This window comes from Candidatus Uabimicrobium amorphum (genome assembly GCF_009002475.1).
Lineage (GTDB): Bacteria > Planctomycetota > Uabimicrobiia > Uabimicrobiales > Uabimicrobiaceae > Uabimicrobium > Uabimicrobium amorphum.
In genome coordinates, this window is the sequence record NZ_AP019860.1 from 5,942,354 (window position 1) to 5,960,285 (window position 17,932).

Consider the following 17,932-nt stretch of genomic DNA (forward strand, 5'->3'; position numbering starts at 1 on the left):
CAAATGCAATGGGATGATGTTGCATGGTGGGATCGCTATATAAATTTGTTATCGCAATGGTGAAGGTCCTATACCGCGCTATAGATAAAATTTTGCACAGTTTTTGTCCAGTAGGTACCGTTTTTTTGCCAGCCCGATAATTCGGTGATGTCTTCGAGCCAATCATTTTCCTTTTCATTGAGGTGAATCCAAGTATGGGTACCCTTACGGCTGATGCGAACTACTTCACGACCGTTTTTTGCGTTAAATGTCAACTGCATAGAAAAATCTCTATTGATACAGGCAATTACTGCTTGCACTTCTCTTTCTAATACAAAAAGTTTCGAGGATATGCGGTTTGTTGCAGATAAAGAACGAACGTTGCTTCGCAGTCTCTCTTCTTTGATGTTGTACTGTTGAAGAACACGTTGATACTCGGTGCGGGTGACGATAATTTCTTCACCATATTGCGTCCAATAACCGTTGTAGTAATGAATGTGCCCTTCGCAACCAACGGCACGAATAACTTCTTCAGGAGTCATTCCTTTGTTGCGGTATGCAAAGACAATGAGTTTGTCGATAAGAGTTACATTGTGATTATCAAAAAAATTCATTGCCGTCCCTTCTACAAACCGAATGTACTAGCATATTCCCAAACGTAAAATTTCCAACACCTATTATAAAAATCTCAGCAAAAAATAAAAAGTTATTTTTGTTAAAAAAATTAAATTATAGAATTTTGGTAATATTTTCTTAAATGAACACTTTAACGTTTTATAAAAATGGAAAGGAGTATTTTGATAAAGATTATTGCATATTGTGAAAGACCATATATGAATAGAAAAATCTTTCACTGTGTTCCACAAATCCCATTTTTTGGTAGAATTTTTTTGCAGGATTGTCAATGTGGACATGGAGATGGACGTAGCGACTCTTTAGAATTTGTTGTAACAACATTCGTCCAATGCCCTGTTTTCTATGCTCTTTGATAACAGCTAGATAGATAATCTCATTTTGGTTTTCGAAACAATAGTTCACTAAAACACCAACTAATTTTGATGATAGTGTTGCAAGGTATAAAAAGCTACCGTCTTGCCGATGTAATGCATAATTGATCGCTTTTTTGATTGCCGATAGAGAGTCGTGATATTTTCCTAATTGATGATGTATAAAATGAGAAATGTTTACCTTGCTATAAGTAAGTTCACTTTCGGTCTCTATTTTTAATATTTTGATATGCTCCATCATTCTCTCTATAATTTGATTCTAATCAGTAGTAGTCTATATGTTACTCTAAATTTTTTAGAAGTTGTGACTCTTTTGTTTTACAGCACTTAGCACCAACAAACAAAGTGTTTATGAAAATGAATTCTTGCAATACAGGAGTCAAAGATGGTTGGCATTTCAATCTGTTTTTTTTTGATATTCATACTGGAAGTTTGGGATTTCTACGTGTTGAAAAATATCAAAAACCCATCTTGGCCGCTGGTGTTGTCTTTTTTGTCAGTGCTATACTTCACGAGTATTTAGTCTTTGTGTGCATTCATACTCGTATGTTTGGATACATGACCGCTTTTTTTATGTTGCACTACTTGGCAACTGTTGTGGAAACAGCAATCGCAAAAGTGTTTCAGCGCAAACATTTTTTTCCATCACCTATTGCGATTGCTTTACATATTTTATGGCTAGTAGCCACAGCGCCTCTCTTAATAAAGCCTCTTTTGCTCATTTTTCCCGTGGATAGTTGGCAAAGTATTGTGAGTAACTTTTAAGAGAAACACTGTGAACAACTCATAAAAATTTGATGATATCAACGATGGCTAACTTCATTGGGAGAGTACAAGAAAAATCCAATATACATCTCTTCCCAACTTTGTTCGCCCCATCGTACTTCTTTTTCCGGATCAGGATTGTATTCGTTGTATTTTGAGTTATCAAATGCTCCACTACAAACAAGTTTTGTTCCCTTGGGAATTGTTTTTGGTTGACTCAATGTATAGCCTGTTTGCCAATCAAATCGGTAGTTCGGAACAGCGAGAAGAATCTCTTGCGATTTGTCGGGATAGATTGCTGTAAAAGTCATGCTTTTTCCACGATAGTGCATGTGGGGAGATAAACCGTACAGTGTAACATCGCGTTTAAATGTATGAGACGCAACTACTTCATGATTGGGATCATTGGCGGGGATACGAATCTTTACATCGTATGCAGCACCAACTTTAAATTCACGTTGTGGCTTTTCTTTGTGTAAGTAAAAAGCGATTTGCGAGTGATCAACAACACTACGTCCGCTCGTTGTATAGTGCAACTCAAATTCAAACTTGCTGCCCTTTTTGACTAAAACGCCGGTATTTTCGGGAAACATATCGGCACCACTTCCAGGAGCATAGCCACATAGATAAATTTTGTGTTTTTTTTGCTTTTTCTCGTCCATATTTGGATCTTTTGGCGGGTATATATAAATAATCATGTGGTGCATGACTTCGCGCTCCCCAGGCCGAATATCAACGCCTCGAATCCAAGTATCTTCTTCAAAAGGAACCTGTTCTTTATAACGAATATAGTCCATAACACCTGTGGAGGGAACTTTCTGTGGTTTTAATTTTAAGAGTACGTCGGGTTCTCCCTCACGCCAATCTTGCTTGGCCACTTTAGAATGAAGCTTCACAAGGGGGTCTTCGTTTCCATCCACAGGAGAACCTGAGTTAATCCAGTGAACTAACGTACGCATTTCTTGTACACTAAGAGATGTATCGTTGGAAAATTTACCGTAATGAGCATCGGCTGTCCACGGCGGCATTCTCTTGGTAAGAACCACCTCTTTGATCATTTCTGACCACCCTTTTATTTTTTTATAACTTGTCATCGCCCACGGGCCGATGCCATTGTTTTGGTGGCATTCCAGGCACTTGTTTTTCAAAATAGGAACAATGTCTTTTGTATAGGAAATTTTCTGACTTTTTATAGACAAATTGTCCTGCATATTGATCGCACAACCTTTTACCTCTGTAGGGACAATATCGATTTTTTGTTTGTTGAGCAGTGCGTGTAAAGCCGTATTTACAAAGTTTTGTACTTTGCCGACTTTCTGCGTTTCATATCCCAAACGGTCGGAAATGGGTCCACGATAAACAATCTCCCATGTTTGCGGATCAATGACTAAAGCTTCACCGGTTCTTGTAATTTTCAACTCTTGTGCGATCAACTGCGTAGGGTCTTTCAATACCGGTATCGTTGATTGAAATTTTTGCATTTCCTGACGAATATCCTCGCGATTGTCCTGAGGGTTTGCGTTGAGCATTAAAAACGCCACTTGGGGATATTTTTTTTGTAAATCTTGCAACGATAACAAACTATGACGTACGATGGGGCAACCAACACCATGAGAAAACAATACAACTGCCGGAAAATGTTTATACTTGTACAATTCATGGTGTTTGCCTTCATGATCTAGCAGGGCAAAGTCCTCAACTGTTGTAAGCTCCTGCTGTGATCCTTGTGTCGTGTTATATCGCATATCTAGATAGAGAAAAATCCCTACAAGAACAACTACGTTTATAAAAAACAGTTTTTTCATCGTGACCTCGTGAGAAAATATTTGTGGAATAATTTGGATAAGAAAATCAACTTCAATGAGTTTCTTTGTTGGTAAGCAGAAAAGATGTTCAAAATCTCTAGGTGATAGTCTCTAAAAAAATAATAATTTTTGTAAATTTTAGCAAGATTATTTTTTTAAGTAAATTAAAATATTGTTTGGAGATTTGGTGTTGGTGAAAAAATGTCACAACTCAGTATTATTGATGCCCACGACGATAAGTTTATAAAAAAACAAAGAGGAATACTTGCCAAACCATGCGCGAAACTTTTCGCGCATGGTCGAAATCGGTTCAAAAGCTAAAAGAAAGCATACTATTTATGCTTTAACACGTCACGAGACAGAGCGTTTTGTAATGGATTTTGCTGGACCAAGAGCGCGAAAGAAAAAATTTGAGATTTTATTTTCCATATAACCTCTTCGGCTTTTTTGTGCAAATAGACATATGGAAAGCCTTATTCGAAATAATATTTGTCTAAATAGTCACTATATAAATAGTTGGGGAGGATGTCGTATGGAAAATGCAAATATACGAGAAACGATAATTGAAGTGATTATACAGTTGTCCTTAGGAAAAGAAGTTGGTGAAATCCGCCAAGAACCCTGAATACAAGGAACTTGTGGAAAAATATTTTCCATAAAATATTTTTTATATAACCAAACACTGTATTTTGACAAATAGTACACACAAAGGAACTTCTTTAACTCTTTTAGGAGGAACTGCTATGCGCGTACAAAACGTCATTCGAAAATCACTAACCGAAATTGAGAGTAATACTATATACCACGGCTGTACTTTTTATATCGATCACCCAGTACCTATTTTGCACAATAGTCAGTTTTATCATTGTAGTTTTCGCGGGGAAAAGTTGGTTGTGGATGAGATATACAATTGTACTTTTATTCATTGCAACATGAACGAGCTAAAAATAAAAGCTTCCAAGCGTGTTAGTTTTGATGAGGGGTATATCAACGAGATCACCGTTGAGGTAGATTCTGCGGCGTTTGTTAAGATGTATTTTAACTATCAAGGCAACTATATTCTATTAGAACCGCATGGATTTTTGGGCAAAGAAACCAATGTTTTTTCTCAAGCTTTGAATTTAATCCCCCGAGAGAGTACTCAAGTGATGTGCAACATGGAACATTTGCAATATCTCGCAGTGCGTTGCTTTTATCGTTTGCAATCGTTTATGGAAAGTATCCGCGAAGAAAATGGTGATATTCGCTTTTATAAAGCGCAGTCATTTATGATGAATTTATTTGCGGTAGCGGATTTTTCGGAAAAACTGTATGGTAGTTTTGAAGAGGCCATGTGTGCACCACGTTACCGCAAAGCACAGGACTTTAGCTCTATCCAACCCACGCAGGGATGGTCTTCAGATAGGATGAATAACTTACGACGTTTTACCTATACAAGTCGCAGTTACTGTTTTCGCGCCACGACTTCTCCATTACAAAAATAGCCAAATTTATCAAAGAAAATGAGCGTATTATGGACTTGAAACTTTCTCCTACCCAAGCGAAGTGTTTTCAAAATCTCGAAAAAGCCATGGATATTGGCAACATTGTGGTTTTGCGTGGGCAATCGGGCTTGGGAAAAACAACTTTGCTACAAGTATTACAAAAAAAAATAAGCGGTACTTTCATCGGAACACCTGATCTCTTATGTTTACAAAAAGAAAAAAATCATTTATCATTGCCACAAATACTTGACGAACTTTGCACAATCGCCTTTGAAGAAAGCAATATTGTACTGATTGATGACCTTTTGTCTTTGTACGATCGACAATCGAACGAATTTTGGGAGCTGATTCTGCAACTTATTTGTTCTAAAGCGATGTCCATGAGTAAAAAAATCATTTTTTCTCATACAGGTATCGCTACCTCACTGGTACATAAACGTTGCATGTATATCGAGCTTGAAGATTTTCAAGTAGAGGATTACCAGTTTTTTGGTGAAGTTTTTTTCAAAAAACACACGTTAGATATGAGTAAAGTCTATCAATTTGTTCCGAGACTAAATGTTTATCAAATGAAAATGGCTGGGCAGGCGTTTCACTCACAAGAGGACGTTCATAACGATGACGTGATTGATTACCTCTTAGAACACCACAATGTCAATAATGTGTTTATCGAAAATGTGGAAAAAGTTCACCTGGAGGAAATCAAAGGATTAGATGACGTTTTACAAACTCTCGAAACACATGTTATTTTGCCTTTAGAAAGTCCCTTGGCCGCAGAATTAAATCTAAAACACAAAAAGGGGGTGTTGTTGTATGGACCTCCTGGCACAGGTAAAACGAGTATAGGTCGTGTACTTGCGCATCGTTTGAAGAGCAAATTTTTTTCCGTAGATGGTCGATTTGCCAGCAATGACAGAGAGTTCTATCTTCAAGTGTGCAAAGTTTTTGAAGCAGCGAAAAAAAACGCCCCGAGTATTGTTTTTATTGACGAAGCAGATACCTGCTGGTCATACGGTAATTTGTACCGCTATTTGTTAACCGAACTGGACGGTATAGAAGGCGCTCGATCAGGTACTGTCTGTATTATTATGACAGCAATGGATGTAAGCAATATTCCTCCTGCGCTAGTGAGAAGTGGACGCGTAGAGCTATGGCTAGAGCTTGAGTTACCAGATGAAAAAACGCGTCGCGAAATACTAGAGCACTGTATACAACAACATGGAGATTTTTTCCATGATGTTGACCTGAAATTGTTAGGTCGAAATAGCGAAGGGTTTTCCGGGGCGGATTTGAGAAGAATCACCGACGATGTAAAAAATTTCTACGCTTATGACAAAGCCCATGACAACGAAACATTGTCCGTAAATGAATATTTCTTGAAAGCCATTAAAGTGGTCAAGCACAACAAACAAAAACAAGAACAAGCCGCAGGTAACGCAAATAACAACCAAACCGCTTACAATTCTCTGTTTTCTTTTTTCGAATGGATGAATCAACTGCCCAAAAAATAACGATCATGATTTTGCATACAAATAATACACAGAAAGGATATCGATGCCTGTAAACATGTTTTTAAAAGTAGAAGGAATAAAAGGCGAAGCAAAAGACGAAGGTTATGAGGACTGGGTCGAAGTTCTTGCTTGGAGTTGGGGATGTTCGCGAAACTTCGACAAAGAAACAAAAGAAGAGTACTACAACAAACAAGATATTAGCATCACAAAGTGGTATGATCGCACGAGCCCCATTATGGCTTTTTCGTGCTCGCAAAACACCATTTACCCAGAGGTGATACTCGAAGTAAACAAGGGAGATGGCGATAAGGGAAACTTTTTATCTTACAAAATGAAAAACGCAAGAGTCACTTCTTGTTCGACAGGAGGTTCCGGTGGAGAAAGGAGACTCACCGAAAACATTACTTTTGAGTTTGAGGAAATTGAATGGATATATCATTTACCAAAAGAGTTTCATACGGAAGAGGAAACATTTGTGAGCCGTAGTTACTCAAGTAAAGAATAGTAAGTGAATATTTCCCCGCCCAAGATTGTTGTTACCTATTTATAGAATGTTCCACGGTATTAGGGCGTGTCATCAATTAAAGTTTGTTTAATATTAAAGTCATTGTAAATTCTAGCTAGGCGCTCCGAACGCATCATAACCAGTTTATTTAAATGAGGAGCAACGACACTAGTATTTACAAGGGCTCAATAGTGAATGAAGGTTAATTGATGACACGCCCTAGTCCGAATCAAATTGAGCGAGAAATTCTTTCACTTGCGATGAAACTTCCTCCATGGGGTTGCCTGTATAATAAAAACTTTGTAAATTTTGCAAAAGAGTGATTTTGTCAGGTAAGGTTTGTATGTTGTTGTATCTAATGTTTAGGTAATTGAGTTCCGTGAGTTTTGAGATTTCGTGTGGAATGGTTGTGATATTGTTGCTAGAAAGATCTAGCTTCTTCAATTTGCGCAGATGGAGAAGATTGTGAGGAATTTCTTTGATATTGCATGAACTCAAAATTAGAGAAGTTAAAGATGGTATGTCAGAAAGAGATTCTATTTGGAGTTGCTCACAATAACAGATTGCTAAAGTTTTTAGTGACGAGCAACTACTTATTTGTTGTGGAATTTTCTGGATAGGTATTTCGGATAAACTAAGAACTTTTAAGTTGGCCCAATTTTTTATTTCTACAATTTCTACAGGGAATTGGGGAATGGCTTTTCCTAAAAATAATATTTCTAGTGACGATAATTTAGTTAATTCCCTAGGGAAAGACGTTAAATTTTTGGAGCTTAAAAGTAGCGTTGTTAATGAATGGAGTTTTGCAAAACTTTTCGGGAGGGTCTGAATTAACGTTTTTCTTAAATCTAAATAGTTCAATGAAGATAGTTCACCTATTTCACTACAAATTTCGGTGATTGGGTTGTGTACTACGGATAAGACTCGTAAACTCTTTAGATTTTGTATCGCCGGTGGCAAACTTTGTAGTTTATTCCGTTCAAAGAATAGTGTTTCTAGAGATGGTAAATGGCAAATTTGTGTTGGAAATTCCTCGATTTTATTGACTTTGACATTCAATTCCTGTAGCTGCTCTAGCTGATCCATTTCTTGTGGAAGACGACTAAGTTTATTGTTTCTTAAATTTAGAGAAACGAGAGGTAGTTTTCCGATTTCTTGTGGGATACTCGTCAACTGATTACTCTCTAGATTAAGATGGGTAAGATGACAGAGTTTGTCTATTTCTTTTGGAAGACTAGTTAGTGCATTACGCTGCAAGCTTAAACTCTCTAAGTTTTTCAAGTCAAGAACAGCCAAAGGAAAGGACTCAAAATGGCTATCGTCAAGGTTTAAATGCCGTAGATTTTTTAACTTTGTAATTTCTTGTGGTAGAAAACCCGTTTCACTATCATATAGCTTTAATGACTCTAAGGAAGACAGTTCGAACACTTCTAGTGGTAAAGCCGCAAACTGTAGATTTAATTCAAGATGCGTTAATTTTTTTAGCTTTCCTATTTCTTCAGACAATCGATTATATCCTCCAGATAATGTCAGATGATATAGATTTTCGCATAATAGGATTTCTTTCCCTGGTAGTTCTTTTATTATATTGAGTTGCATTTTGGTGATGTAAGAGCCAATATCTTTGGCACATACTGCGAGGTTTTCAGGGGTTGTGAATACTTTTTCTAATTGAGAGAATGTGCAATCAACAAAGAGACACTCATCTCCCATTAGAGTACCGATGTATAAGGTGCAAGGATTACGAAAACTACAATTGCGAAATGTGCAATTTTCCATATGGATTAACTTGGAAGAATCTAAATAGAAAGTACACCCTTCATAATTAGTATTGTTAGATATTCTTTTTAAGCTTTGTTTGTAAATAGTTTGTTTTGTCATGGTTTCCCTCCAAGTCATCGTAGTATTTTTTATGTAGAATTTTAGCGGAAATTCACTGACATCATTGCGAAAGATGTCCAAAAAACACTATGTCGATCATCACATCGATTGGTACAGTAAAGAAATAAAGAGAACGCAAAAAATAGGTGTACGGGCGCGATTCACGGTATGCATTTTTTCTTTTTTCCGTTTGCTGTTGTCCTTGTTGATTTGTGTAGGTGAAGTCATATTCTTCGACGTGTAACTCTTCTTTACTTATTTTTTGCGACAATTTTGTTGTGAGTGGCTCACAATTATTGCCTGTTTGATACCCGGTTAATAAGCCTACAGTATGACAACATCCACTAAAAATTAGACATATTAAGAGTATACAATATCTTGTATACGCTCGCTTTCCCATAAAATTACTCTCCCTAAGTTTTATAGTCTACAATATTTTTTTGCGATCGACCGCTAAAATCGCCAGGTATATGACTGCGAAAGTCGCGATGAGTATGTCGTCGTTGATCCCTGGCGCACCGCTTTGGGGGATTACAAAAAGAGCAGCGAAGTATCCACCAAAAAAGAGTAGCGCTGTTATGAGTAATGTGTACCATGCCCACTTTTGAGGATAAGCGTTCCAGGTGATGATAACACCCAATGTATGTATGGTGATTAGCCATATGGTCGCTTGAAATGCGTGATTACGTGCATGAAGATCCCATGAATGATCGGCAATGTGTCGTGCCATCGCGATGGAAAATCCCACGGCAATTGTTACATGGATGAATGTGAGCCCCCATTTTGTTTTGTTCATTTTTGCCTCCTGTTTTCTCATCAATATTTGGTTACTTGATTTCTTTTCTTACAATAACGTACCAACAAATCACTGCCAAAACAAACCCTCCGATAACATCGTAAATAAAATGTTGCTTTGTGGTAAGAGTGGACAAGCTAATAAGAGTCGCGACGCAAGATGCAGCAAAAAACAATGTCTTTCTGCGCCATAAAATTAGAGCCGTTACCCACGATGCTGCCACGTGTAAACTAGGGAAGGTATTGGTGGTGGCGTCAAGGTGGTGAATCCACGAATATACAAAATACCAGATCTTATTGTCAATTGTTGTGAGTGATGGCCTTGTGATGGCGGCGGGAAAGAAAATAAAAAACAGCCACCCTGTGGCACATGTCAATAAATAGATGGCGATAACGCGCATGAAATCTTTGACATCTATGAGTAAAACCACGGCCAAAATAAAGGGGTATATCGCGAGGTAAATGATCACTGTCCACGGAAGAAAAGGAATCTTTTTGTCTAAAGAAGTTTGTAAATCATATGCCGGCTCTACATAGTATTGAATGAGGAAATATACTATTTGAAAAAAAAGCATGACTGTGATGCCTATAAGGGCAACGAAGCTCTTTTTTTCGAGGCGTTCGCGTAATTTTTTTTTCATCAATTTATGTCTTTCTATGTAAAGATCCTACTTGCGTAAATTGCGTGATATTTGTAAATGGTATTGTGCTTTTTGTGTGTTATTGATCGCTGTGTAGCACAGGTATAGACCACGATGAGAACGCCATTTATTTGGTTCTATCGAAATGGCTTTATGGAAATCTTTTATGGCGAGAGTATATTTGTTTTGTTGGTAGTAGAGAATACCGCGGTTGTGATAAGAATTCGAATCTTTTGGGTTAAGAATAATCGCTTTACTATAATCTTGCATGGCGAGAGTATATTCTTTTTGTTGGTAGTAAAGACTGGCGCGGTTGTAATAAATATGTTGCGCATTGGGATTGAGGAAAATCGCTTTGTTGTAGTCGGCAATGGCATGCTTATACCTCCTTTGCTTTTCGTAAAAAAGAGCACGGTTATTGTAGGCATTTGGATTTTTTGGATTGAGTAGAATTGCTTGGTTGTAATCGCTTTGCGCAAGAGTAGGTTGGTTTAGCTTGTTATAAAGTTTGGCGCGATGACTGTAAGCGTATTTGTGCTTAGGGTCTAGGGCGATTGCTTTGTTGTAGTCGCGTATAGCACGTTTGTATTTTTTTAGTTTTTCGTAGATAAGTCCACGGTTGTTATAAACATCCGCATTTTGTGGAGCGAGGAGAATTGTTTTATGATAATCCGCCATGGCCAGAGTATATTTTTTTTGATTTTTGTAAAGATTCCCGCGATTGTTATATGCTTCTAGATAGTTAGGTGCAACGGCGATGGCTTTGGTGTAGTCCGTCCGTGCAAGATCGTATTTTCCCAGTTTTTCGTAGATAAGTCCGCGATTATTGTACGCTTTAGGAATTTGCGGGGCGAGGGCAATGATTTTGCTATAGTCAGCGATTGCCAGGGCGTATTTTTGTCGTTGATGGTAGAGAATAGCTCGGTTGTTATACGCGTTTATGTCTGTGGGGCTAAAAAGAATAGCTTTGCTGTAATCCCATTCTGCGAGATCGTACTTTTGCAATTGTTGATAAAGAGTTCCACGATTGTTATATGCCCCTGAATCGTTAGGGGTTTTTTCGATTTTTTGTGTGTAATATGCAATGCTTTTTTGTTTGTCACCACTTTGCGCAGTTACGTATCCTTTTATAAAACTCCAATCTTCATTTTCTCCGTAGCTTTCGACATCTTCAAAAATTTTAGAAAATAGACTGGCGAACTTTTCATCGTTTTGCAACTGCGCGTAGTTGCGCACCGCATAACTGAGAACGGCCATCACTTTATTGAGAGCCGCTTTGGTTTTGTCCTTTTCCTGTTGCGTTCGTTGTGCTGCTTGTTGCGCTTTTTTACGTTCTTGGTGCGCATAGTTCAATGCATTGATTGTTACCAAAAGAGAACAGAACAATATTAGGAAGACTAAGGCAATGCTACTGCATATAACTTTGTGTTTGTGAATGAAGTGGGCCATCACATCCCAGGAATTGTATTTGCGAGCGATGAGCGGGCGATGCGCTTTAAAATTTTTTAGTTCTCGTGCAAGTTGTTCAAAGTCTTTGTATCTTTTGTGAAAATTGCGTTTTAAGCATTTTAGGCATATGGCTTCGAGGTAGGGCGAAATATCGGGATTGAGATGCCTAAGAGGAATAGGCGTGTTTTTGATAATTTGTACAATGATATTGATTTCCGACTCTCCCTGGTATACGGTTCTATAGGTGAGAGCTTCATACATCGAAGCACCTAGTGAATATATGTCACTGGCAAAAGTTGTCTTGCCTTCTACTTGTTCAGGAGCCATATAGTAAACAGTGCCCAACATTTGTCCTGATTTTGACAATCGTTGCGTTTGGTTGGACTGTTTTGCCAAACCAAAATCCATGATTTTGGGCAGTTTGTCTTTGGTGATGATAATATTCGATGGTTTGATATCGCGATGGATGACACTTTGTGAATGCGCGTAGTGCAACGCTTCACAAATTGGTATGAGCAAGTCAACTAAGTCCTGTGGGAGAATATTTTTATTGCCAACCAAATAAGAAAGAGTAACGCCTTCTATGTATTCCATTGTAAAGAAGGGACGTGGTGAACTGCCGTATTCGTAGAAACGCACAATATTGGGGTGATTCAGCTTGGCGATGGTTGCCACTTCTAAGAAAAAGCGTTGTAGATATTCTTGTGAGTCATGAGTAATGACCTTAAGGGCAATGATCGTTTTTAGCTTTGTGTCATAAGCTTTGTAGACGGCTCCCATTCCACCACGCCCTAGCTCTTCTAATATTTGATATCTATTAAATTGCTTTGCCGATTGTGCATTCATTCATTTGACTTTCCACAGTAAAGAGAAGTACTTTGTAAAATAAGAATATTCTCTTTATTATTTTTTGTAATTACATTCCTGATGAAGGGAGAAAGTTCTCTATTTGCAAATTTTATCTAGGCTAGATAGATTTTATGAAGAGAGAGCATCCTAGATAAATCTAAAATCAAAGTAACAAGATTGCCGGAATAACACAATCGTGTTACAATAGACATATGCGCAATTTAGCGGTCTTTTTACCACAGGAGGTCAAAAATGTTTAAGATTCTAATATGTAGCATAATATTCATTCTCACCTATACCGTTCAGGCAGAGGAAATAGTTATTTCAGGTAGCGGTGACAACCTTATTGCGGCAGAACAAGATGCCTTACACAAAGCAAATTTATTTGCTCAGAACTACATTATTGTCAAAAAGACAAATGTTTCTCCACCTCTAACAAAAAATTGGCAATCCAATTTAACCTTGCGTTTTGCTAGCGAGCAATACGCAGTAGTGGTTTTTACGGGCTTTGCTAAAACAAAGGAACAAGCACGCGAAAATGCGGTGATACGATGCAAACGATTCTTTGGTGATAATTTTAAGGTGGTAGATGAACGTTATCAAGGAAATCTTTTTGTTGTTTGTCGTCTGTCGGTAGAACGTACAAAAAATTTCTCACAAATAGAAATAGAGCAAGGTGCTGACACTGACGGTTCTAATAAAATGAAAGAAGACCGTGGGTGGTCGTTTCGCGATGTGGGTAGGAGCAAACAAGAAGCACGTGCAAATGCGTTTCGACGCGCCATTCTTCTTTTAGGTAAAAATATTAAGATTGTCAAAGAGAGTTATCGGGGCGGAGGAGCATTCGTCATCTGCCGCATTTGGGTCGAACGCATACTGCGAAATAAACGTATTTCTCTATCTCCAGCGTCAGGAATTGATTGGTTTACAGGCACAGATCTCCAAGTACAAAAAGCGTATGAAAAGGCCATTTCTTTGGCGAAAAAATTGTGGGGAAATGATGTCGCTGTTTATGGTGACACACGCGTAAGGCTGGGAGAGACATGGCATTGTACCGTCTACGTAACACCTCTAGAAATCACCGAGCGCGAATTGACGATCCATGGCGTCGGACGATCAGAGGAACAAGCGTATAGTAATGCGCAACGAGTGCTCAATATGATGCTTCCTATCGATGGAAAAATGTACGTTTCCGTAAAAACCGTTTATCAAAAAATAGACGATAATTGGCAATGTACCATCATTAGCATTGTTGAGTAACAATACGAAGAAATGTATATGGTTTACCTTCACAATACATTCAATACTTTGGTGAAATCGTTATGTCTAGCGGCCATTATATAGAAAATATTTATACCCAAAAATCCATTACCGAAACAATTGAAAAAAATTCGGAGTATCGCGGATGTTGTATTTACGTAAAAAAACAGAGCACGATAAGTAACTGTGTTTTTGATAACTGTAGTTTTCGCGAAGATATCGAAGTGGGTTTGATGAAAGAATGTTTTCTGAACAATTGTAGTTTGCGTAACGTCAAAATACATAAATTACAAGTGTGCAATTTTAGCGGCGGACATATCGATTACCTTGAGTTAGACGAAGGAGCCAATGGCAGTCTGTGGAGTACAAATATTGATTTGTTACTACTGAAAAATACATATAAAATTTGTAGAATTCCCCACAAAGACATCATGCACGTGAAAGTTTGCGGAATGATAAGCGGTTGTAACGTAAGAGAGTTGGAGCGTATGACTCTTGGATCTTTAGAAAAAGGTAACAAAAAACTTGTTGTGGATTTTGAATCTGCCGTGTATGGTTCTAGTACAGGTATGGGAATTCTTGTTAAAATAGCAGACGGCTATCTGGAACAAAAAGGGGCTATTGTTTTGACTCATGTACCGGAAAAAATGATCGCTTTGTTTGAAATGTTAGGTTTAGCAACTATTCTTCCTGTTTTTCCCGATTTGCCCAGTGCAATAAAAGCTTTTGAAGATGGTACAAAATATTCGTTTTAAAAAGATCACACCGCATATAACTTTCTCGCTTTTTCTCGCGAGAAAGTCATTTCTGCTATTTGGGATTTACGACACGTCCCATGAATAAAATACTACCTGTTTCTACATGCGAAATGGTGAACAAAAATGGATGATCGGCGATAAATTGCACATCGTTCATGATGGCACTTGTTGGTCTCATGGTAATACCAGTCGCCGCTGCGGCTTCTGTTCCTTCCTCATCAACATTTACCACGGCTTTATGAACTACTTTATCAATCATCAGTTTTTCTGTCTTCGTTATACCTGAAAAATCAGCGGAGTTGCTAAAGGCCTCTTTCATACCCAATGCTTTTAATACTTCAGCCAATTCAAAACTCGAACTCGATTTAAATTTTGGCATCATCAATAGAGTGCTCTTTTGTGTCATCTTTTCGCGCACTTCTGCAATTTTTTTTGCGTCTAGGTTTTTTTCCAGTTGTGCTAGACCATCTATTGCTGCGGGTAAGAAAATCAACATTTCCAATTGCTTGCCTTTATATGCCAAAGCCACTGCTTGAAAATCTTGTTGTTTGTAATGAGGTATACGAGTATTCTGTTGCATCATCGGTACTTTTACGGTGCTTTCGCTATTCATTTGGAATTGTCGCTCAGAGGTGTCCATACTTTCAAACTGATTTAGCCAGTCGGCTTTGAAGTAAATTGTGTTGGTCAATGCCAAGCGGGTAGTATTTTTGATCGCACCTTCTTTGAATAGCTCTTGTATCTTGTCGGCGGTATTCTTTTCAACCCAGGCGTTGATGGTTTGACGTGCAGTTTCTGTGTTGCTGGAAAAATCAACTTCGTACAATCCTGCCCCATAGTTTTTGCCGGTGGTTTCTAAAAAAGCAGGTAAGAACTCATATCCTTTTTGTCCCCAGAGCGCATTGGCTACGTATAATTTGTAGTCTGTTGTTGCGTTTTGCACACGATCAACTAACCCTGAAAACAACACATGCGGATCATTCGTGGGAAATTGTAGTGTGTTTTTCATTTGTGTTGCGGTGTTTTCTCTGGCTCCGACATATGCCATTCCCAAAGCGGTTGAGATACTGTAAGGGGAAAAAAATAGATTACCAGGCTTCTGTCCTAGCTGCTCGTAAAGGTTCCATGCAAATGCGTTGTTACCTGTGACTAGCGGAGAAATTTGTTCTAGTGGGGCATTTGATTTTTCTTTTGGCGAGAATTTGGCCACGGGTAAACTACTGGAACACGAAATACATAATGCACATAACGCATAAATTACAATCTTCATCGTTGACCTCGTCTATTAAATAGTGGATACAATTGGTTTTTTATCGTAAATGTTATTATAGTAAATTATGAACGATAACAAAATGATGTAGTTTTTTATCATCGCAGGCTGTGAGGGCGCTTTCAGAAAAATAACACTTTTGTCTGCGCGCAAGGAGATATAAATGCCGTATTTTTTTCTTTTATACATTTTAATCGTTTGTTGTTTTGTTTTTGTCGGTTTTTGTTTTGCCAAGAAACAAGACAACAGTAAATATTTTGCCCCTGTCATTTTGCATGAGTTACATCCTTATGAGATTGCCTTTTTTCGAGGCCATGAGTACGAGGTGGCAAATCTCGTTGTTTTTGAGCTTTTAAATGAGGGGTATGTTTCCTTTGATGATGAGGGGGACCGTTGCCAAGTACAAAAGACTCACCTTGAGCTACCCGAAGATAAGCCCAAATTGCAAAAAAAGGTATATCAATTTTTTGAGCAGCCTGTCGAAGAAAAGACTTTTTTTGAAATTTTACATCGTGTGGCGTTTGATATAAAGAGCGATATTGAAACTTATAAACAAAAATTTGAACGCGAGCGTTTGGTTTTTGGGCAGGGGTATTATGGCAAGATATTTTCCACTTTCTTTTCGATCAAAGTATGTGTTGTTTTACCTGTTATTTATAAGTTCACCCATGTGGGGTTAAGAAAAACGGAGTTTCTTGTTCTCACGATGGTTGGTCTTGGGGTGTTGTTTATTGTGGTGAAAATCGAGAAGTATTTTAAGAAGAAACGATTGACGGCTCTTGGAGAGAAGCATTTTAAGGAATTACAAACTCTGTTTGCCCAACAAAAGAAAAGTTCACCGGAAAACGCTGAAGAACTTTCGAGGGTTTTGGCGGTGTTTGGTATGAAATACTTGCAAGAGATTGATCATCATCATAAAAATCTGTTCACTCGGCCTGTTCGCAAAATGGATTCACAGCATCCTCGCACTTCGCAGGTTAAACGCAATACTTCCCAAAATGGTGAACGTATAGAGGGGGACGTAGAGGTGGGAGGTGGATAATACTGGATGAATCATTGTTTTTCAAATTGTTTCTAGAATTACCTAAAGCTTTTTGCCAATGTAAAAAGCATAGCCATAATATTCTTTGTATTTGTAATACAATTGCGTTTCATGGCGTTGGCTTTTTATAAACTCCTCTGCGGCTTTGTCGCCGGCATACTTTTCAAGAAAACTTTTTTCGACACTTACTTGTGGCTCATAGAAATGTTCTGTCCAGCAGTTTTCAGGTAAGATGAAGGTTGCAACGGGGATATAACCTGCTTTTTGCATTTGTGCCACTTTGTGAGGGATTGTGTCCATCTCCGGATAGGCATCTTTCCAGAATTCTTCAACTTCAGTCGGTCGTTCTTCGGTAAACCACGATGCTTCGGAGACGGCCACATAGCCACCTATTTTTAAAAATTTGCGCCATTCATTCAGTCCGCATTCAAAACCCATATTGTAGATAGCTCCTTCGGACCAAATTAAATCAAGTTCCTCCTCCGCAAAAGGAAGATTTTCCATCGAACCGACAATACCTTGTACTCTATTTTGCAGTTGCCTTTTTTCTACATTATCGTTGAATAAGTCAATAAAAATAGGGAAAAGATCAATCCCGGTGATATTGCCCCGCGTATTATTCGCTAATACCATTGTCTGCCCACCTGAACCACAACCAACGTCCGCAATACGTGATTTTTCGTTGAGGTTGTCGATAAAGCTCAATGCTTTTATGGTGACTTCTGGACTACCTGGTCCTTGTCGTTCTAGATGGGAGTAATATTCGCAAATTAATGGTAAATTGTCGTCCATAGTTTTTCTCTTTATTGTTTATGGCGGAGAGGACGGGATTCGAACCCGCGGTTTCCCTCCCGAGGGGGACTTCGGTAGCCCTATAGCTCGCACTATAGGTGTACTGCTTTAAACCACTCAGCCACCTCTCCATGTATTT

Annotated in this window: 17 protein-coding genes and 1 tRNA gene; 7 read left to right on the forward strand and 11 right to left on the reverse strand. The window is 38.3% G+C overall.

Features of this window, described 5'->3' with window-relative positions:
• Positions 1 to 68: 68 nt before the first annotated feature.
• Together UABAM_RS21560 and UABAM_RS21565 are read right to left on the reverse strand one after the other, a co-directional pair.
• Complete coding sequence (locus tag UABAM_RS21560) at positions 69 to 593, reverse strand: hypothetical protein (protein WP_151970062.1); 525 nt, start codon at positions 591 to 593, stop codon at positions 69 to 71.
• 193 nt (positions 594 to 786) lie between these two features.
• Positions 787 to 1,227 carry a GNAT family N-acetyltransferase gene (locus tag UABAM_RS21565; RefSeq protein WP_151970063.1) on the reverse strand — a complete coding sequence of 147 codons (441 nt, stop codon included), beginning with the start codon at positions 1,225 to 1,227 and terminating at the stop codon, positions 787 to 789.
• A 116-nt stretch (positions 1,228 to 1,343) separates the two neighbouring features.
• Between UABAM_RS21565 and UABAM_RS21570 the strand changes: the two genes are divergently transcribed.
• Entirely contained in the window at positions 1,344 to 1,751 is a 408-nt protein-coding gene (locus UABAM_RS21570) for a hypothetical protein (RefSeq protein WP_151970064.1), read from the forward strand.
• Positions 1,752 to 1,789: 38 nt separating this feature from the next.
• On the opposite strand, the gene UABAM_RS21575 is transcribed toward UABAM_RS21570, so the two are convergent.
• Positions 1,790 to 3,556 (reverse strand): redoxin domain-containing protein, encoded by a 1,767-nt coding sequence (locus UABAM_RS21575; protein WP_151970065.1) that lies wholly within the window; start codon positions 3,554 to 3,556, stop codon positions 1,790 to 1,792.
• A gap of 743 nt (positions 3,557 to 4,299) precedes the next feature.
• On the opposite strand from UABAM_RS21575, the gene UABAM_RS21580 reads away from it, so the two are divergent.
• From UABAM_RS21580 to UABAM_RS21590, 3 genes are read left to right on the forward strand one after another with little or no spacing between them, the layout of a single operon-like run.
• Positions 4,300 to 5,040 (forward strand): hypothetical protein, encoded by a 741-nt coding sequence (locus UABAM_RS21580; RefSeq protein ID WP_151970066.1) that lies wholly within the window; start codon positions 4,300 to 4,302, stop codon positions 5,038 to 5,040.
• Between the two features lie 29 nt (positions 5,041 to 5,069).
• Positions 5,070 to 6,551 (forward strand): ATP-binding protein, encoded by a 1,482-nt coding sequence (locus UABAM_RS21585; RefSeq protein ID WP_151970067.1) that lies wholly within the window; start codon positions 5,070 to 5,072, stop codon positions 6,549 to 6,551.
• A 43-nt stretch (positions 6,552 to 6,594) separates the two neighbouring features.
• The gene (locus UABAM_RS21590) at positions 6,595 to 7,056 is read left to right on the forward strand and encodes an Hcp family type VI secretion system effector (RefSeq protein ID WP_151970068.1); all 462 of its coding nucleotides are present in this window, start codon (positions 6,595 to 6,597) and stop codon (positions 7,054 to 7,056) included.
• Positions 7,057 to 7,275: 219 nt separating this feature from the next.
• Here UABAM_RS21590 and UABAM_RS21595 read toward each other — a convergent pair whose 3' ends face one another.
• The 5 genes from UABAM_RS21595 to UABAM_RS21615 all read right to left on the reverse strand — a co-directional run bounded on the left by UABAM_RS21595 (position 7,276) and on the right by UABAM_RS21615 (position 12,668).
• Positions 7,276 to 8,937, reverse strand: coding sequence for a leucine-rich repeat domain-containing protein (locus UABAM_RS21595; protein WP_173013478.1), 1,662 nt, complete (start codon positions 8,935 to 8,937; stop codon positions 7,276 to 7,278).
• A gap of 61 nt (positions 8,938 to 8,998) precedes the next feature.
• On the reverse strand, positions 8,999 to 9,337 hold the full coding sequence (locus UABAM_RS21600; RefSeq protein ID WP_151970070.1) for a hypothetical protein: 339 nt from the start codon (positions 9,335 to 9,337) through the stop codon (positions 8,999 to 9,001).
• 27 nt (positions 9,338 to 9,364) lie between these two features.
• Positions 9,365 to 9,733: a hypothetical protein gene (locus UABAM_RS21605; RefSeq protein ID WP_151970071.1), complete on the reverse strand. Its 369-nt coding sequence runs from the start codon at positions 9,731 to 9,733 to the stop codon at positions 9,365 to 9,367.
• Between the two features lie 31 nt (positions 9,734 to 9,764).
• Positions 9,765 to 10,373 (reverse strand): phosphatase PAP2 family protein, encoded by a 609-nt coding sequence (locus UABAM_RS21610; RefSeq protein WP_151970072.1) that lies wholly within the window; start codon positions 10,371 to 10,373, stop codon positions 9,765 to 9,767.
• Positions 10,374 to 10,400: 27 nt separating this feature from the next.
• Entirely contained in the window at positions 10,401 to 12,668 is a 2,268-nt protein-coding gene (locus tag UABAM_RS21615; protein ID WP_151970073.1) for a serine/threonine-protein kinase, read from the reverse strand.
• Between the two features lie 255 nt (positions 12,669 to 12,923).
• On the opposite strand from UABAM_RS21615, the gene UABAM_RS21620 reads away from it, so the two are divergent.
• Both UABAM_RS21620 and UABAM_RS21625 read left to right on the forward strand, forming a co-directional pair.
• The gene (locus tag UABAM_RS21620) at positions 12,924 to 13,931 is read left to right on the forward strand and encodes a hypothetical protein (protein ID WP_151970074.1); all 1,008 of its coding nucleotides are present in this window, start codon (positions 12,924 to 12,926) and stop codon (positions 13,929 to 13,931) included.
• 62 nt (positions 13,932 to 13,993) lie between these two features.
• Positions 13,994 to 14,686, forward strand: coding sequence for an STAS domain-containing protein (locus UABAM_RS21625; protein ID WP_151970075.1), 693 nt, complete (start codon positions 13,994 to 13,996; stop codon positions 14,684 to 14,686).
• Positions 14,687 to 14,741: 55 nt separating this feature from the next.
• On the opposite strand, the gene UABAM_RS21630 is transcribed toward UABAM_RS21625, so the two are convergent.
• A complete protein-coding gene (locus tag UABAM_RS21630) occupies positions 14,742 to 15,959 on the reverse strand; it encodes a serpin family protein (RefSeq protein WP_151970076.1) in 1,218 nt (405 codons plus the stop codon).
• Between the two features lie 163 nt (positions 15,960 to 16,122).
• On the opposite strand from UABAM_RS21630, the gene UABAM_RS21635 reads away from it, so the two are divergent.
• Positions 16,123 to 17,001 (forward strand): TIGR04222 domain-containing membrane protein, encoded by an 879-nt coding sequence (locus UABAM_RS21635; protein WP_151970077.1) that lies wholly within the window; start codon positions 16,123 to 16,125, stop codon positions 16,999 to 17,001.
• Positions 17,002 to 17,043: 42 nt separating this feature from the next.
• On the opposite strand, the gene UABAM_RS21640 is transcribed toward UABAM_RS21635, so the two are convergent.
• Both UABAM_RS21640 and UABAM_RS21645 read right to left on the reverse strand, forming a co-directional pair.
• The gene (locus UABAM_RS21640) at positions 17,044 to 17,793 is read right to left on the reverse strand and encodes a class I SAM-dependent methyltransferase (protein ID WP_151970078.1); all 750 of its coding nucleotides are present in this window, start codon (positions 17,791 to 17,793) and stop codon (positions 17,044 to 17,046) included.
• A gap of 21 nt (positions 17,794 to 17,814) precedes the next feature.
• A tRNA-Pro gene (locus UABAM_RS21645) sits at positions 17,815 to 17,924 on the reverse strand.
• Between the last annotated feature and the right edge of the window lie 8 nt (positions 17,925 to 17,932).

Coding starts and splice junctions, on each gene's coding strand:
- UABAM_RS21560 (WP_151970062.1), bottom strand. CDS start 593: ATGAATTTTTTTGATAATCACAATGTAACTCTTATCGACAAACTCATT.
- UABAM_RS21565 (WP_151970063.1), bottom strand. CDS start 1,227: ATGATGGAGCATATCAAAATATTAAAAATAGAGACCGAAAGTGAACTT.
- UABAM_RS21570 (WP_151970064.1), top strand. CDS start 1,344: ATGAATTCTTGCAATACAGGAGTCAAAGATGGTTGGCATTTCAATCTG.
- UABAM_RS21575 (WP_151970065.1), bottom strand. CDS start 3,556: ATGAAAAAACTGTTTTTTATAAACGTAGTTGTTCTTGTAGGGATTTTT.
- UABAM_RS21580 (WP_151970066.1), top strand. CDS start 4,300: ATGCGCGTACAAAACGTCATTCGAAAATCACTAACCGAAATTGAGAGT.
- UABAM_RS21585 (WP_151970067.1), top strand. CDS start 5,070: ATGGACTTGAAACTTTCTCCTACCCAAGCGAAGTGTTTTCAAAATCTC.
- UABAM_RS21590 (WP_151970068.1), top strand. CDS start 6,595: ATGCCTGTAAACATGTTTTTAAAAGTAGAAGGAATAAAAGGCGAAGCA.
- UABAM_RS21595 (WP_173013478.1), bottom strand. CDS start 8,937: ATGACAAAACAAACTATTTACAAACAAAGCTTAAAAAGAATATCTAAC.
- UABAM_RS21600 (WP_151970070.1), bottom strand. CDS start 9,337: ATGGGAAAGCGAGCGTATACAAGATATTGTATACTCTTAATATGTCTA.
- UABAM_RS21605 (WP_151970071.1), bottom strand. CDS start 9,733: ATGAACAAAACAAAATGGGGGCTCACATTCATCCATGTAACAATTGCC.
- UABAM_RS21610 (WP_151970072.1), bottom strand. CDS start 10,373: ATGAAAAAAAAATTACGCGAACGCCTCGAAAAAAAGAGCTTCGTTGCC.
- UABAM_RS21615 (WP_151970073.1), bottom strand. CDS start 12,668: ATGAATGCACAATCGGCAAAGCAATTTAATAGATATCAAATATTAGAA.
- UABAM_RS21620 (WP_151970074.1), top strand. CDS start 12,924: ATGTTTAAGATTCTAATATGTAGCATAATATTCATTCTCACCTATACC.
- UABAM_RS21625 (WP_151970075.1), top strand. CDS start 13,994: ATGTCTAGCGGCCATTATATAGAAAATATTTATACCCAAAAATCCATT.
- UABAM_RS21630 (WP_151970076.1), bottom strand. CDS start 15,959: ATGAAGATTGTAATTTATGCGTTATGTGCATTATGTATTTCGTGTTCC.
- UABAM_RS21635 (WP_151970077.1), top strand. CDS start 16,123: ATGCCGTATTTTTTTCTTTTATACATTTTAATCGTTTGTTGTTTTGTT.
- UABAM_RS21640 (WP_151970078.1), bottom strand. CDS start 17,793: ATGGACGACAATTTACCATTAATTTGCGAATATTACTCCCATCTAGAA.